The organism is Crateriforma spongiae (genome assembly GCF_012290005.1).
Taxonomy (GTDB): Bacteria; Planctomycetota; Planctomycetia; order Pirellulales; family Pirellulaceae; genus Crateriforma; species Crateriforma spongiae.
Genome location: NZ_JAAXMS010000003.1, coordinates 356,723 through 371,815, shown reverse-complemented (window position 1 = coordinate 371,815; position 15,093 = coordinate 356,723). Strand labels below are relative to the sequence as shown.

The following is a 15,093-nucleotide window of genomic DNA, read 5'->3' as shown; positions in this document are numbered from 1 at the left end:
GGCAGTCCGGCCCGGTGAATCAGCCCAGCAGCCGTGCCCCCCGCTGTATCCTGTGCGGGGCCGGCCGATTAGGGCCAGACCGATCAGGGGCGGGCGGCGGTGTGCGTGGGGGAATCCAGCAGATTTTCGGTCATCCGAGCCCGGTATTCCATCGCGCTGGTCGGCCCTTGGAACCCGACCACGTTTTCATCCCAATCCAGCTGCTTTTGAAGCATTCGGCCATTGTCGACGTCGAAACGCAGGCTGCCGTTGCTGAGTTGTTGGACGACTTGGGCGCGAACCGATTCTTCGCGAATCGGCGTCAGCGGCTGACTGGTCACTTTCAGCGTCGCGACGCCGGTTTGAACTTTGTCCAACGTGTATTTTTCCCGGATTTTGATCGTCTTGACCAATCCGTCCTTGGTTCGCGCTTTGAACTCGCGAGGCACCGACCAAGATTCCCCGACCGCGATCGGTTGTTCGGGCATGGTCAGGGTCAGCGATCCCATGCCCAGGGATGCCTCGGTCCCGCCGTGATTTTCGCGGCTGATTTCTTCGCCACGCTCGTTCACGGTGATCGTGGCCAACGTTTGGCCGATACGGCTGGCGACCAACTGGAACGCCGGCGGTGCTTCTTCGCCGCTTTCGCTGTCCCAACGCAATTCTTCGGCATCGCCGTTTTGCTGCGTCATGCTGACCGAATCGATGACGTGGTCGAACACCATCGTGCCGTCTTCGTTCCGGCGAACGACTTTCCAGTGTCGACGGCTGGTCGTGTGAACTTGGCTGGTCTGCGACTTGCCGCGAACCGACGTCTTGGTCTTGGCCACGTGCGTCACCTCATAGGGCAACACGTCGCCTTCGTTCAGGTCATACCGCAGCAGATAGGTGGTGGAATCGTCGTCGGCAACCGCCATTCCGGTGGTTCCCAAAGCGGCCGTTCCCAGCCCAGCAGCCACGGCGGCGACCAATAGATTTCGACCCAAAGCAGCAATGATCGTCTTCACGAGAAGCGTCTCCGTACGCATGGAAAGACTGTCTTGATTTCGGCGGCATGATCGCAGAATCCGTGCCGCCACAGCAAGGGCGATGCCCAGTCCGATCGGACATCACCCCCAGAAGCATGGCGATCCGACGCGGATCACTTGGTCAGTTTGTCTTGCTTGACCACTTTGGTGCCCAGAATGGTCACCGGTTCGACCGGCACGTCTTCCATCGGGAATCCTTCGGGGGTCCGCGCCACTTGGGTGGGAACTGACTTGATCTTGTCGACGGTTTCAAACCCGTCGATGACTTTGCCAAACACCGCGTACCCCCAACCGTCGGCCGCATTGGCACGGTCCAGGAAACTAGGGTTACGGTCTGACACGTTGATAAAGAACTGCGCGGTCGCGCTGTGGGGATCGCCGGTTCGCGCCATCGCGACGGTGTAGGTCTTGTTGGACAGACCGTTGCTGGCTTCATTGCGGATCGGGCTGCGAGTCAGCTTCTTCTTCAAATCGGGGCCCAATCCACCACCTTGGATCATGAAGTTCTTGATCACGCGGTGAAAAACGGTGCCTTTGTAAAAGTCGTCTTCGACGTACTTCAGGAAGTTGTCGACCGTCTTGGGGGCTTTGGTCTTGTTCAGTTCCAACAGGATGTCGCCTTCGGAAGTCTGCAACAGCACGTTGACGGTTTCGTCTTGGGCCGACGCATTGGGGGCCAATGCACATCCGACCAGAGACGCAAACGCCAAACCTAGGCAAACGAATCGTTGATACATCGTGGGTCCAAATCGTTGGAAATTGGGGGCAGGATTTTGGAAGGAACGGGGCTTCATACCGTCACACGAAAATTGTCTGGCCATCGTTGACGGCGGGTTCAATTTTCGCGTCGCCCCAAGTCTACGCAATCGACCGGCAGGAAGAAAACCGGAATCATCCGCCCAGATCAGTCCTTTGGCGGCAACCAGATTTCTCCCATCCCGCCGTCAGCCAAATCACCACGCAGACAGTCCAGAGATTCGGATAAGCGGGCAAAGCGTTCGGCCACCCTCGGACAATGCGGCTTCCAAGACTCGACCGATCGCAGCATCGGGCCGATCACGGCGGTCCACATCGGAACCGGCGGGGTGAATCGCTGGCGATCGGTGGCCGACAATTCGCCGCAAACGATTGTCCCGCGTCGCATGCCATAACCGACCCGGCCGCCGTCATCGCCGGAGGCAACGATTCGACCACCGATGACGATCGTGCCCGCGATCATCCAGGCCCCGACGCCCGGCATCACATCACCGTTGATCCACAGATCTCCACGACGCATGCGAATTCCGGCGCGACGTCCGGCATCGCCGGCGATCACGACTTTGCCGCCCGACATGCCGACACGCCCGTGGTCGACCGGGCCACCGACACGATCACCCGCATCACCGTGCACGATGACTTCGCCGCCCGACATGCCGGACGCCAAGTCATGCCCGACATTGCCTTGGATTTCAAACCGCCCGCCATGATGCCCGGATGCCAAGTGATCAAACTGGCTCAAATCACCTTCGACAATGATGCATGGTCGTTCCGACGTCCGATCTTCGACCTTGAAATACTCCGCCAATTCGACCGATTCGTGCCCGACCGACAGGCGAGTGCGACGGACTTGGTCGATGGTCATCGTGGCGAAAGCCTGCAAACCGATCACGCGAGCGTCGATGCGTTGACGTGGTTTCTGCCGCAGCGAAAGCTTCCATGACTTCATGACGATGCGTCCTCGGCCGATGAGTCGGAACTTACGGCGGGTTCGGACAACAAAGCATGCAAATGAAAGTGGTGTTTACCCAGCTTTCCGCCATAGTTTCCCGCGGTGATCCGGTGCAACCCCTGGGAACCGCACTTCTTTGCGGCTGCCAAGATGCCGACCCGGGTGGCGTTGGCGATGCTGGCGTGATTGACACCATCGATCACCACTTCCAACACGGCGTGCGTCTGGGCATCGATCTGGGATTGGGGCAAATGCCGCAGCGTTGGACAGAACGCTTCGTTGGTCGATGCGAACAAGGCATCGTACTTTGAACCCACCTTGGAACCACTGCGAGTCGCCCCGCCGGGAAATGGCGTGATCACGCCGGGCAGCGATGCGATCGCCTCGGTTGCCGCACGACAGGCATCGGCCACCACCGCAACCGAATCACCGCACAACAGAAAGTTGCCGCCGCCAATGCCCGAAAACCACCCAAGGTCGTGCTGGCAAACAAATTCACCATCCATCACGGGGATTCGCCAGTACCGAACGGCATCGATCGATTTACTGATCTGATGACCGTCGCCAAAGAATCGCAACGATTTGCCCAGCGGAACCGGATCATCGCGGTGCACGGGAACGCTCAGGTCGCCAGTTCCGTCAAACACCGCAGTGGTCGGGCAGGTCAGGACGCACTGGCCGCAACGGGTCGGGATTTGTTTCCGCAATTCCGTCCCCGACGCGGCGAACGCCAACACCATCGCACCGGGACGACCATCAGGTGTTTGATCCGGTGCAAGCGTTTGTTCGACGTCGATTTCAACACCACAAGCGATCACACTGGTGCCGAAACCGGTCAATGCGTCACAGGCACGCGACACCCACCAGGGATCTTGTCCTGTCACCACAAGCCGTGTCGCTTTCATATCGAAAGCTTCGGCAAACGTGTCGTCGATGGTGACGCCGTTGATCTGCATCGCCGTGTTCGATCCCTTCGGTGTGTTACAAACAGTCTATGACGTCAGCGTTGCCGTGGCCGGGGCGCATGGTTCACCAATGCCGACCCCAATTGAGTCCGCATTTCATCATCGCTGATGGCAAGTCGATCAAAGGCCGCTGCACCGGCCTGGGGATACCGGCGAACGATCGATTTCCACGCAGCCGTATCCAAAGACAGATCCACACGGTGCGTGCGGTGCAGCGATTCCGCCGCGGTGGAAACCTGCGGTCGCCCATTCGCCGTTGATGACGCATCGGTGCCGGCGATACATCGCCCCGACTTCAGCACATATTTTGCGTGGGCAAACGTCAGGTCCCAAGTCGACCGCTGGGGATACACGACGACGTCGGCCGGTGCCCCTGGCCGCAGGGTCCCGGTATCGCCCAGGCCCAAAATCTTCGACGGTCCGACACGCGTCATCGCCACCAGTTCGTTGATCGTGTACTGACGATCCAAACCGGACAGGTCGCTGGCGGCCGCGGCATCGGTGTGAATTTCGGCCAATGCGGTTTCGCGAAAGCTGTGGTCGGCCAACAACCGAATCAGGTGCGGATAACTGGTGAACGGTGCACCGTTGGGATGATCGGTCGTCAAGAACACGCGTTCCGGATCGTCGATCATCAAGAACAGTTCCAGCCCAATGGCCCACTGCAAACTGTGCACAAACTGCCGGCGTCGATACCGAAACGGCACCACACCACAACCGGCTTCGCATTCGATGTCCACCAAGGCGGATTTCCGGGGCTTGGCATGACGGTGATTGGCACACTGATGGGCCGTGTCCCCACTGATCGTAACGGTTTGGCCGAACATGATTTGGCCGACATCAACGGTGACGTTGGGATGCTTTTGCATCGCCCGGACCAACTGTTGGGCGGCCGACGACATGCCGTAGGGGCCATCGTCGCCGTAGCAATGAAATTGAACGTGCGTCAGATGGATCGGCAAACCATCGGCGGCTTCGATCGTTTTGATGGTCGAAGCGATGTTGCCGGGCACACCCAGGTTGCTGCAATGAACATGCAGCGGATGCGGCAATCCGATTTCGTAAACGGCACGACAAAGGGTGCGAATGATCTTTGACGGGGTGACGCCATAACGTGGATGCGGTGTATCCACATCCAAATCGCGAACGTTGTACTTGAACGCATTGATGCCGCCCGGATTGACCACTTTGACCGCAATGCACTGCGTGGCAGCCACCATCGCGGCGACATAATCGTTGACCATCGCTTGGGGGACATCATCGCCGATCATCTGCAGCAACAGATCATCATTGCCCAACAAGCAATATCCGCCGGTGTCCAAACCATGGGCCAATGCCATTTCCGCATGCGCGGCTCGCGCGTTGCACGGCAACACGGCCGGTTCAAAGCAAGACGTGTATCCCATCTGCAGGTAACGCTGTGCGGCCACCGTGGGCGATGGCAGGAATTCACTTTCCGGTCCATCGGTCAGGTCTTGCAACAGCAAACGCGCCAAAGCCACTTTACCGCCGCCGATGTGCGTGTGCACATCGATGCCACCGGCCATGACCAGACAATCCCTAGCATCGATCGCATGGTCCGACGAAACATCCACTGCCGCCGCGCCGGTTGCATCGGGCGATTGGACCGCATCGATTCGCCCATCGACGATCACCAGGTCGGCAACGCGATCCAGACCTTGGCTGGGATCGATCAAGCGTCCGCCGCGAATGAAGGTGCGCATCGATGGGGCCTAAACGAAAAACGATGTCAACGAAACGGCCGAGCGTTCAACGACGCTTGGGCAGCGAATCGGACGGTTCGCTCGCAGGCGGCCGATGCAGCTTCAACCTTGGTAACTCATCACGGTCAATGATGGCAACGGTTTGGTCCTGGGCGGTGACCTCCATCGCGTCATCAGCCTTGGATGGTTGCCCGGGCTGTGCCGTCGGCGTGTCGCTGTCGCTGCCGGACGAATCGTCGTCGGTGCCATCATAGGTGGGCATCGGATCGGGGGTGGCCGGTTTCGGGTCGCGGGGACGGAAACAGCGTCCCAACGGACCGACCAACAAAGCGGGCAAGAACACCAAATCACCGATCAACGCCGCCCCCAACAGGATCAGCATCAGCGAACCAAACCGCTGTGTGGGCGTGAACGTCGACAACGCGAACACGAACAGCCCCAAGCCACCGACGATCGTCGTCTGCGTCATCGCGGGGCCCACGCGTCGATAGGTCTCGATCACCGCATCGCGACGTGACATGCCTTCGTCCAAATACGAGCGGAACCACGACAGAAAGTGAATCGTGTCGTCCACCGCGACGCCCATCGCCACCGATGCGGTCATCATCGTTCCGATGTCCACCAAGAACTGGCCCGGCATCCATTGGTTCAAATGCCCCATCGCGCCGAAAACCAACAACACGGGGAACATGTTGGGGATCATCGATACGCACCCGGCGGCCGCACCCGAGAACAGTCGACTGGGATGCCAACGCTGGGCGATGCCTCGGCCCGGATTCAACAACACCATCATCACTGCGGCGATCAAGACGAACGCCAATCCGATGGATTCGGCAAGGCTGCCAAGCAACGTCCGCTGTGCCTTGTAAACGACCGGCACGACGCCGGTGTAGACGACTTGTACGGCACCGTCACCTGAAACATCCGGATAGCCATCGGTCAAAATCGGTTGGGGCTGGCTGAGCCGGATCCGTTGGGCATCGACCAGCACTTTGGCATCGGCCAGCTTGTCCAATCCGACCGATTCGGCGCCCAAGTAGACCACCGCATCGGCTTTTTCGACCGTTCGTTGCCACTGCTGCGAATCAACGTCTTCAAAGCGATCGTCTTGATCAGGATCGAACCATCCCGCACGGACGTTTTCGTAAGCCAACAGTTCGCCCAGCACTGACAAGAAAATCGCCTCGGTATCGACCCGAACCTGACCGGGCAGCTGTTCGTCGTCGGTCGATCGAACGGTCAACACGCTGTCGTCGATGGTCGCGGGATGTTCGTTGCCGACCATCCATACCAGCGGACGATCTTTGGCCGTTGTCTTGATTCCCGCATCGGCCAAACCACGCAGTAACGCATCGCGCGTGTCATAGGCTCGCAACACCGGTTCGGTCGCCAATCGCAACGACGAGATGAATTGACCGTAATCGACGTCGGTCAACGCACCGACACGTAAACTGATTCGCCACAGTTCGCTGCCGGCAAATGGACCGTCTTCTTCGACACGGAAATAATCGCTGTCGGCAAGCTGTTGGTACTGTTCGGCCAACTCATTCTGCATCCGACGCCGAGTCATCCCCGTGGCCGACAGATTGCTGGACGCCGGACCGGGTAACGGCGGCAAGAACGTATCCACGCTCATCGCCTGGCCGACGACGTCCGCGCCGGCTTCACCCAACGTCTTGTGCACCACGCGACGAATCCGCGACACCGCTTCGATTCGTTCCAACAGCGGCAGTGTGGTCACGTCGACGATTTCGTTCGACGCCAACGCGTCGTCGTTGGTATCCAACGATTCGGATACATCGCCATCGCCGGTGATCGACAACGCCAACGAAGATTCCTTTTGAATCGACGGCGGCATGCGGACCACCAATTCCATCGGCACCAGTTTGCCGAATTCCTTTTCGATCCATGCATAGTCGCGGATGATCCGAGCGTCTTGGTCGAACAGTTTCAGCAATTGGACGGACGTATTGATCTTGAAAACGCCGACCGAGACGACCGCCATGACCAGTGCACAAACGATGGCGACCGGCGCGTGGTATCGCGTGATCCAGCGTCCCACGCCTGCCCACCAAGCCGCCATGGGATTGGTTCCCACCGTGACCTCGGTGCCCCCGTCCTTCGGGCCGGATTGGTTTGAACTGCTCTCGTTCGGGCCGGATTGATTCGGTTCGGTGGCTCCGATCACCGGGGTGAATACGTTCAGAGCGGCGGGCAAGTAGGTGAACAGAATCGCCAACGTCGCGACCACACCGATCGCCGAATACAAACCAAAGTTGCTGATCGGGACCAAGTTGCTGGTCGACAGAGATGCCAAGCCGATGGCGGTCGTCGCAGCCGCCAACGAACACGGACCGATCGCGTGACGCAGCGCACGTCCGGCCGCACCGGTACGCCCACCGCTGCGCACTTCATCGCGATAGTAATTGATGACGTGAATCGCCCCGGACAATCCCAGGACGTACACCAATGACGGCATGCTCATCAAAATCGCGTCGACACGTCCGTTGGTCCAGCCGACAAACGCCATGCTAAGCATCGCCGCGGTTCCGCCCACGACGAACACCATCAGTGTGACTTTGACGCTGGCAAAGCAAAGATAGGACAACACGACGCCGACCAAGACGCTGTAGCCGACCAAGCGGACCAGGGTCACGCTGCCTTCTTCGTCGATCGCCACGTTGTCCACCGGCGGGCCACCCATCCGCAGCGGCGGCAGACCGCCGACCGATTCGGGCCGCGGCCGGTTGAACGGCGGTGGTGCCATCGACGGTGGCGGGGCGGCGGACAATCCACATTCCTCGGCCAGTTGCAATAACCGGCCGCGTGGACCGCCCAGCACGCCGCGGCCCAGGGCAAACGCCAAGTGGTCTTTGGCCAGATCGGTCAACGTCACGACGATCGCCGTCATACGCTCCGGTGCATCGACCTGCAATGCATCGAAGACCGCATACCAGGCATCGGCTTGAACCTCGGTCGGGGCCTCCGCGATCTGGGCGACGTCGCCGTCGGTATTCTCGTCGGCAAAACGCTGCATGGCGTCGCCGATGGTTTGGGCAAAGTCTTCCGGCAGCGGATCCTCAGGACCGATCCCGTTTTCGGGATCCTCGCGAACGACGCGAGCGAACGCTTCGACTGTCCAGTCAAATCCGTGCGGCACCGCCGGCGCGAACAACGATCCACTCAAGCGTTCCATCGCACGTCGACGGGCCACCGTTTCGCGACGGTCGGCGGCGGTCAGGTCGATCGGCCACAGCGAACCACCTTCGCTGGCCAAATCGTCGACGATCGTCGCACCGGTTTGGACGCCGGCAAACAACGGTGCGCACAACAACGTCGGATCGTTATGAAACGGATTGATCGTGTCCTGGTCACCGGGCGGACCAAGCGCGGTGATGAACTGACCTTTCAGTTCGAACCTTCCGATGGCTCGCTGGACCGCGCGGACCAATCCGGCCGGCCCGGTCATCGATCCTTCCCAACGATAAAGCTTGCCGTCGGGTGTCAGGTAATACCAACCGCCGTCGGCCGACTGCAGCCATTTTTCGTCCAGCCCGCCCCAATCGTTCAGCCCTTCGCCGGGATACAGCAACCCCATTTCCTGGCCCAATTGGCGGGCCCGAATTCGGTCCTGAGTTTCTTCGTCCGACCATTCCGGATGCCCGGCTTCCTGGGCGGCCCAGTCGACCTGCAAGGATTCGTGGCGGATTTTCTGTTCCAGCAGCTTCAGCCGCTGGTCGTCGGCGGTACACCCCGGCCAAGTCGCCAAGACAAAACTCTCACCCGCAAAATGACTCGCAAACCATTCCAGTTCGGTCGTTTCGGAAAAGTCGCTGGGCAACCAATCCTTCACATCGTTTTCTCGTTTCTGCAGGCTCAGCCGAGCCGCCTGGAACCCGAAGGGCAACAGAAAGAAGAAAATCATCAACACCCAGAGCGCGTACGATCCGTTCAAGGGGCCGCGACGGTCGAGCAACGATGGACGCATGGGGTGAGCAAAAACGAGGGCGAAATAGGGGGATCTTTCCCTGAATCCCGTGCGCTTAGGCTATCGACCAAGCGGCAAACGGTCTACTTCACTGTCCGGCCCGGCCTTGGCCGCCACCAATTCGGGTGTCGGGTCCTGCGGGTGGGCGAATCTTTGCGGGGGCAGCCACCAGCCCCCGAATTGGGGAACCGACGACGCCGCATGCCCGTGTTTCGAGCCCCACATTCGGTATCATGAACGCGGCGGCGCGGTTCGGAACGTCTTCGGCGGCCCGAAACGATCGTCGGGCGAACACGGGCAAAGGCTGGTCGCAGGGGCTTTTGGCATCTCAGCTGCACGCCAAACCGACGGCATGCGACGGATGCGAAAACAACCATGCCGACGACGTGCACGCACCACAGGTGCTTGCAAACGCGTGCGATTCCCACCGCAGGGCGTTGCGGCCGCGGCGGCGGGACTGGCCGTTTCGGTCCCACCGCGTTTGGGTTGCCGGCAAGGGCCTTTCGTGTGGACGTCGGGCCAACACTGGACGCCCGGCTAACCTCCAACGCGTTGCCATCGCAAGTCACTTTCAATCTTCACCGCCAGACGGATTCCGACATGGCTGCACCACTGAAATCACTGATCGACACGGGCACCAAGCTCTATTTGGATTCAGTCGACCCCTCCGAAGTCGACATCAATCTGCGATACGGCGCTGTCGGGGCGACCAGCAACCCGGCCATCATCTCGTCGATCGTGGCCAGCGGGAACTTGGATGACCAAATCGAACAGATGCTGGCCGACGGCAAAGACGATTCCGATATCGCCTGGGCGTTGACCGACCGTTTGGTCACCGACGCGGAAACCAAGTTTGCCGACATCCATGCGTCGACCAATGGCAACGCGGGCTGGGTCAGTTTTGAACTGGACCCGCTGATCGAAGATCCGTCGCTGAATATGGACATCGATCAACGCGTCCAAACCTACATCGACCTGGGCAAACGCTGGTCCGATGGCCACGTCAATCGGATGATCAAAGTCCCCGCGACCGAGGCCGGATTGCGGGCGTTGGAACCGCTGGCCGCCGCCGGCGTGACGTTGAACGTGACTCTGATCTTCACCGACCAGCAATACCGCAGTGCTCGCGAAGCAATCTGGCGTGGCGTCGATGGCAAAGTCGATCCCGCCAAAATCAAATCGGTGTACAGCATCTTCATTTCCCGGATCGATGTTTACACCCAAAAACACCTGCAGCTTTCCGACCGAGCCCAAGGCATGGTGGGAATCGTCAACGCGAATCGCATCTGGCAGGAAAACCAACAATTCTGGGCTGACAAGAATTTGCCGCTGCAACAAGAATTGATCTTCGCCAGCACCGGCACCAAAGATCCCAACGATCCGCCTTGGAAGTACGTCCAAGCTCTCGCCGGCAGCGACATCCAAACCAATCCGCCGGAAACCAACGCCGCGGTGGCCGAAAGCGATCTGACGTTCCACCGGACCGTCGATGACATGCCCGATGCCGACGTCCTGTCGGAGATCGATTCGGCAGTGGACATGAACGCCATGCACGACGTGCTGATGGCCGAGGGGATCGAAAAGTTCGTCAAACCTCAACGTGCCCTGCTGGATCTGATCGCCAAGAAACGCAGCGAATTGGCATCGGCCAGCTGACAGTCGAACCGGCACCGGCCGAATCGCGTCGCAGGTTTCTACGACGCGACTACCTAGGACGCGATCGCACTCAGGCTGCGACGAAAGTACTTGCGGCCACTTTGCTCCGGTGCAAACGTTCGTTTCAATTCACCGCGATTCTTTTTGAACCACGACGCGACCACGGACAGTGTTTCGCTGAAGCGGCCGTGCCCGCGATCCGAACCGCTGGCCAGTGCTGCTTGCCAAACCTTCAGCTTCGGTTTCAGTTCCGCATATTCGACCGGGTTGCGTGGCGCGGGCAGCACATCGGCGACTTCACCGCCGCGGATTAGGTACCACGTGCTGCAGCCGTCAAAACTGGATGCCGCGTAAACGAATGAGTAATCACGGCGTGCCTTGGCCAGGTAGTTCAATTTTCGATTGACGTATTCCAAGGACTTCAACGTGTCTCGGCTGCGTGACGCCAGTTCGTATTGCCGGTTTTCGGCGGCTCGTTCCATCTGGTCGCGGATCTTCACCAGCGGTTCGTCATTGAAGCCGTCCAGAAAACTTTGGGCCGCGTTGACTTGAACGTCGTAGGCCTCTCGCGTGCATGCCGCGGCACAAGGCCCCATGCAGGTATCCAGTTCCAAACGCAGACATCCGGCGCGATGATCCAGGTCGAACAGCTGCATTTGTTCGGCGAAATGGAACACTTGTTGTTGGCTACAGTCGCGCAAACGAAAGACTTTGTTCAGCGCGTCGACTGCTATGTTCATTCGCTTGGTACCGTGGAACGGCCCCTCGACGGCCACACAGTCTTTCGGCGGGACGGCGGTCAAAAAAAACGTCGCCGCCGGTTGGCGCCCCAAACACAGATAGACCGGACGCTGACGTTGGGGGACACCCTGGACGTTCCAACGCGGACTGTAGCGTCGGATCAATTGCTGTTCACGCAACAGAGCGGCAAAATCACTGGGCTGGGTTTCCCACTGGATCGCACGCGTGGATTCAATGATCCGGCCGCCTTTGCTCTCTGAATTGCTGTCGGCGAAGTAGCTAAGCAGACGCGAACGAAGGGACTTACTTTTGCCGACGTAAATCAATTCGCCGCGTCGGCAAAGCATGCCGTACACGCCGGGAACGCGGGGGCAGTTCCGCAGAATCTGGCTCCGCAATTCGTCGGCCCGCTGACCGCCGACGATCTCGATTCGACGTCGCGGGTGCGGGTTCAGCGGATCGATGCCGAAATCAGTGACCGGCGAATGCCCCAGCAATACGTCCTTGTCCACTCGGTTCCCTCCCTGATCGATCCGTCATCGACACGTTCCACCCGCAGAACGTGTCGAGCCAAAGATTATGCGCCAGATCCATCAGCGTCGGCAAATCCGAATTTTCCGATGCGGATCATCCCGCCTGCATCTGGCAGATTTCGATCGCGTCGGCGGCGATGCTAGCATCCAAGACCGGATGGATTTTGCCGGTGCGAACCGATTCGGCGGCGGCATTGATTTCCGCGGCGAATGCCGTGATCGGATCACCATCGCCCAGCGTCGGCATTTCCACCGTACCGTCGGCGTGCATGATGGTCAGTGGGACAACCGACGTTTGGCCGTCGGCGTAGGCGGCGAATTCGAATCGCACGGTCGCCTTTTCAAAACTGACTTCGAAACCGTGGGTGAACGGACGCGCCGGGCTGTCGATGACTCCCCCGCCGCACGAAACGACGACAGGCGAATCGTTGAAGTGGAACACGGTTTCGTACAGCTTGGGCACGCCCTGGTGTTTCCGCGATGCGGTGTCGACGCGGTCGGGCATTCCGAACAGCAACCGGATCAGGTGCGCGTCATGGACGTGCAAGTCCAACAAAGGCCCGCCGACGCTGGTGGCGTCATAAAAATCGGGGATCCAATCCGGCGGTCCGATCGTCCGTTTGAACCGCCCGGCAATCGGTTTGCCCCAACGTTGATCCCCGGCGGCATCGACCAACAATTGAAATTCCGGATGGAACGGCAAGATGTGGGCCACCATCAATCGACCGTCGCCACGATCGGCCAATCGCCGTGCGGTGTCCGCTTGAAGGGCCAATGGTTTTTCACACAGAACATGCTTCCCGGCATCCAGCGCCGCCACAACGACTTCTTCGTGCATGCTTGGCGGCAAACAGACGTCGATCACATCAACGCCCGGATCCTCCAGCAACGCTTGCCAGTGCTCGGCGACCGTCAATCCGCTGACATCGATCTGGCGTCCGGGCGGGCCAAAGTTTCCCTGGATCGACGTCCAGTCCCCGGACCGCTTGGCTTCGCTGCGTGAACAAAACCCGACCAGTTCGGCGTGGGGACTGCGTTGATAGGCCAGGTAGTGGATCCATCCCATGAATCCAACGCCGACGATGGCGGTACGCATGGTTTCCCTTTCTGCAGGTGCGGGGTCAGTTCGGTGAATCAAAGTTCGGCGGATCAGTGTATCCGTTGACGGCGTCGTTGTTGCCCCGCATCCCCCACGTCAGCGCGTGTCAATTTGTGTCGATTCGTTGAACGCTTTCGACTGCGTCAACTTTTGCGATCTATGTTTCGATGGGTCGTTGCAATGCGCGGCGATCGATCATCAGCGATTGACCGCTGTGACCGGTGCCACCGTTACGACCCGCACGAATTCGTTTGCAAAGGCTTTGCAAATCCACGACGCACGGGAAGAACATCAGCATGGCAACCCTCAATCAGGCTGCACGACCGGAACCGAACCGCCAAGAACAGTTCGAAGAAATCAAACGCCGGATTCACGGCAAATTGGTCGACAAGTTGGACTTGTCACGTGTCGGTGACCTCCAAGGCGACACGCTGAAACGTGAAATCCGCATGGTCGTCGAACACTTGTGCGACGCCGAAGACACGTTGCTGAACCGCCAAGAACGCGAGCGGATCGTCGACGAGGTCTTGGATGAAACCTTTGGCCTGGGACCATTGGAACTGATCCTGAAGGACCCGAAGGTCAGCGACATCATGATCAACGGTCCGAAAAGCATCTACGTCGAAAAGGGCGGACAGATGCAGAAGACCGAAGTGGAATTTCGCGACAACAAACACCTGCTGCAGATCGTCGACCGAATCGTCAGTAAAGTCGGCCGGCGGGTCGACGAAACCTGTCCGATGGTTGACGCCCGGATGGAAGACGGCAGTCGTTTCAACGCGATCATCCCGCCTTTGGCACTGGACGGTGCCGCCGTTTCGATTCGCCGTTTCGGCAGCAACCCGCTGAAACTGGAAGACTTGCTGAACTATCGCGCGTTCACGCCTGAAATGGTCATGCTGCTGGAAGGCTGCATCAAGTCACGGCTGAACATGATCATCGCCGGTGGTACCGGTTCGGGTAAAACGACGCTGCTGAACACGCTGTCCTCTTTCATCGGCAGTGCCGACCGGATCGTGACGATCGAGGACGCGGCCGAATTGCAACTGCAACAAGACCACGTCGTTCGCCTGGAAACACGCCCGCCCAACATCGAAGGCAACGGTGCGGTCACGGCGACGGACCTGGTGAAAAACGCCCTGCGGATGCGTCCCGAACGGATCATCATCGGGGAATGTCGTGGTGGTGAAACGTTGGACATGTTGCAGGCCATGAACACCGGTCACGACGGATCACTGACGACGATTCACGCCAACACGCCGCGTGATGCGATCGCACGTTTGGAAACACTGGTGATGATGTCGGGATTTGAATTGCCCGTCAAAGCCATCCGCCAACAAATCTCCGGTGCGGTCGATGTGCTGATCCAAGCCAACCGCTTGCAGGGCGGTCCACGTCGCGTCACCGCGATCACCGAAGTGGTCGGGATGGAAGGCGACACGATCATCCTGCAAGACATCTATCGATACGTGCAAAAGGGCGTCGACGAAGACGGCAAAGCGTTCGGTCACTTCGAATGCACCGGCGTCCGGCCCAGCTTCATGGACCGTCTGGAATCCAGCGGCGTTCGCTTGCCCGCCAGCGCATTCCGCGAACGGGTCATCATGCCCGCCTGATTCGTGGGTTCATCACCACGCCGCTTGTTTGTCACTTTCACGTCACCTTTCCCAAC

10 protein-coding genes are annotated in these 15,093 nt (G+C 59.4%); 2 read left to right on the top strand and 8 right to left on the bottom strand.

Annotation, left to right across the window (positions count from 1 at the left end):
- Positions 1-83 precede the first annotated feature (83 nt).
- From HFP54_RS09455 to HFP54_RS09430, 6 genes are all read right to left on the bottom strand, one after another.
- Entirely contained in the window at positions 84-986 is a 903-nt protein-coding gene (locus HFP54_RS09455; protein WP_168564932.1) for a hypothetical protein, read from the bottom strand.
- A 134-nt stretch (positions 987-1,120) separates the two neighbouring features.
- Positions 1,121-1,744, bottom strand: coding sequence for a peptidylprolyl isomerase (locus HFP54_RS09450; RefSeq protein ID WP_168564931.1), 624 nt, complete (start codon positions 1,742-1,744; stop codon positions 1,121-1,123).
- 167 nt (positions 1,745-1,911) lie between these two features.
- Positions 1,912-2,712, bottom strand: coding sequence for a formylmethanofuran dehydrogenase subunit C (locus tag HFP54_RS09445; protein WP_168564930.1), 801 nt, complete (start codon positions 2,710-2,712; stop codon positions 1,912-1,914).
- Complete coding sequence (fhcD, locus tag HFP54_RS09440; protein ID WP_168564929.1) at positions 2,709-3,671, bottom strand: formylmethanofuran--tetrahydromethanopterin N-formyltransferase; 963 nt, start codon at positions 3,669-3,671, stop codon at positions 2,709-2,711. Before fhcD ends, HFP54_RS09445 begins: the two co-directional genes overlap by 4 nt.
- Positions 3,672-3,715: 44 nt before the next feature.
- Complete coding sequence (locus HFP54_RS09435) at positions 3,716-5,404, bottom strand: formylmethanofuran dehydrogenase subunit A (RefSeq protein ID WP_168564928.1); 1,689 nt, start codon at positions 5,402-5,404, stop codon at positions 3,716-3,718.
- Positions 5,405-5,450: 46 nt separating this feature from the next.
- Positions 5,451-9,392, bottom strand: a complete 3,942-nt coding sequence (locus tag HFP54_RS09430; RefSeq protein WP_168564927.1) for an efflux RND transporter permease subunit — start codon at positions 9,390-9,392, stop codon at positions 5,451-5,453.
- A gap of 600 nt (positions 9,393-9,992) precedes the next feature.
- Between HFP54_RS09430 and HFP54_RS09425 the strand changes: the two genes are divergently transcribed.
- The gene (locus HFP54_RS09425) at positions 9,993-11,048 is read left to right on the top strand and encodes a transaldolase family protein (RefSeq protein ID WP_168564926.1); all 1,056 of its coding nucleotides are present in this window, start codon (positions 9,993-9,995) and stop codon (positions 11,046-11,048) included.
- A 53-nt stretch (positions 11,049-11,101) separates the two neighbouring features.
- Here HFP54_RS09425 and HFP54_RS09420 read toward each other — a convergent pair whose 3' ends face one another.
- Both HFP54_RS09420 and HFP54_RS09415 read right to left on the bottom strand, forming a co-directional pair.
- Complete coding sequence (locus HFP54_RS09420) at positions 11,102-12,301, bottom strand: GIY-YIG nuclease family protein (RefSeq protein WP_315853867.1); 1,200 nt, start codon at positions 12,299-12,301, stop codon at positions 11,102-11,104.
- A gap of 115 nt (positions 12,302-12,416) precedes the next feature.
- Positions 12,417-13,418, bottom strand: a complete 1,002-nt coding sequence (locus HFP54_RS09415; protein ID WP_168564925.1) for a Gfo/Idh/MocA family protein — start codon at positions 13,416-13,418, stop codon at positions 12,417-12,419.
- Positions 13,419-13,717: 299 nt separating this feature from the next.
- On the opposite strand from HFP54_RS09415, the gene HFP54_RS09410 reads away from it, so the two are divergent.
- Positions 13,718-15,037 (top strand): TadA family conjugal transfer-associated ATPase, encoded by a 1,320-nt coding sequence (locus HFP54_RS09410; protein WP_146415446.1) that lies wholly within the window; start codon positions 13,718-13,720, stop codon positions 15,035-15,037.
- The last annotated feature ends 56 nt before the right edge of the window (positions 15,038-15,093 follow it).

What these genes read in the sequence shown, in the direction of transcription:
- HFP54_RS09435 (WP_168564928.1), bottom strand. Translation starts at nt 5,404, where the DNA reads ATGCGCACCTTCATTCGCGGCGGACGCTTGATCGATCCCAGCCAAGGT.
- HFP54_RS09415 (WP_168564925.1), bottom strand. Translation starts at nt 13,418, where the DNA reads ATGCGTACCGCCATCGTCGGCGTTGGATTCATGGGATGGATCCACTAC.
- HFP54_RS09410 (WP_146415446.1), top strand. Translation starts at nt 13,718, where the DNA reads ATGGCAACCCTCAATCAGGCTGCACGACCGGAACCGAACCGCCAAGAA.
- HFP54_RS09425 (WP_168564926.1), top strand. Translation starts at nt 9,993, where the DNA reads ATGGCTGCACCACTGAAATCACTGATCGACACGGGCACCAAGCTCTAT.
- HFP54_RS09445 (WP_168564930.1), bottom strand. Translation starts at nt 2,712, where the DNA reads ATGAAGTCATGGAAGCTTTCGCTGCGGCAGAAACCACGTCAACGCATC.
- fhcD (WP_168564929.1), bottom strand. Translation starts at nt 3,671, where the DNA reads ATGCAGATCAACGGCGTCACCATCGACGACACGTTTGCCGAAGCTTTC.
- HFP54_RS09430 (WP_168564927.1), bottom strand. Translation starts at nt 9,392, where the DNA reads ATGCGTCCATCGTTGCTCGACCGTCGCGGCCCCTTGAACGGATCGTAC.
- HFP54_RS09450 (WP_168564931.1), bottom strand. Translation starts at nt 1,744, where the DNA reads ATGTATCAACGATTCGTTTGCCTAGGTTTGGCGTTTGCGTCTCTGGTC.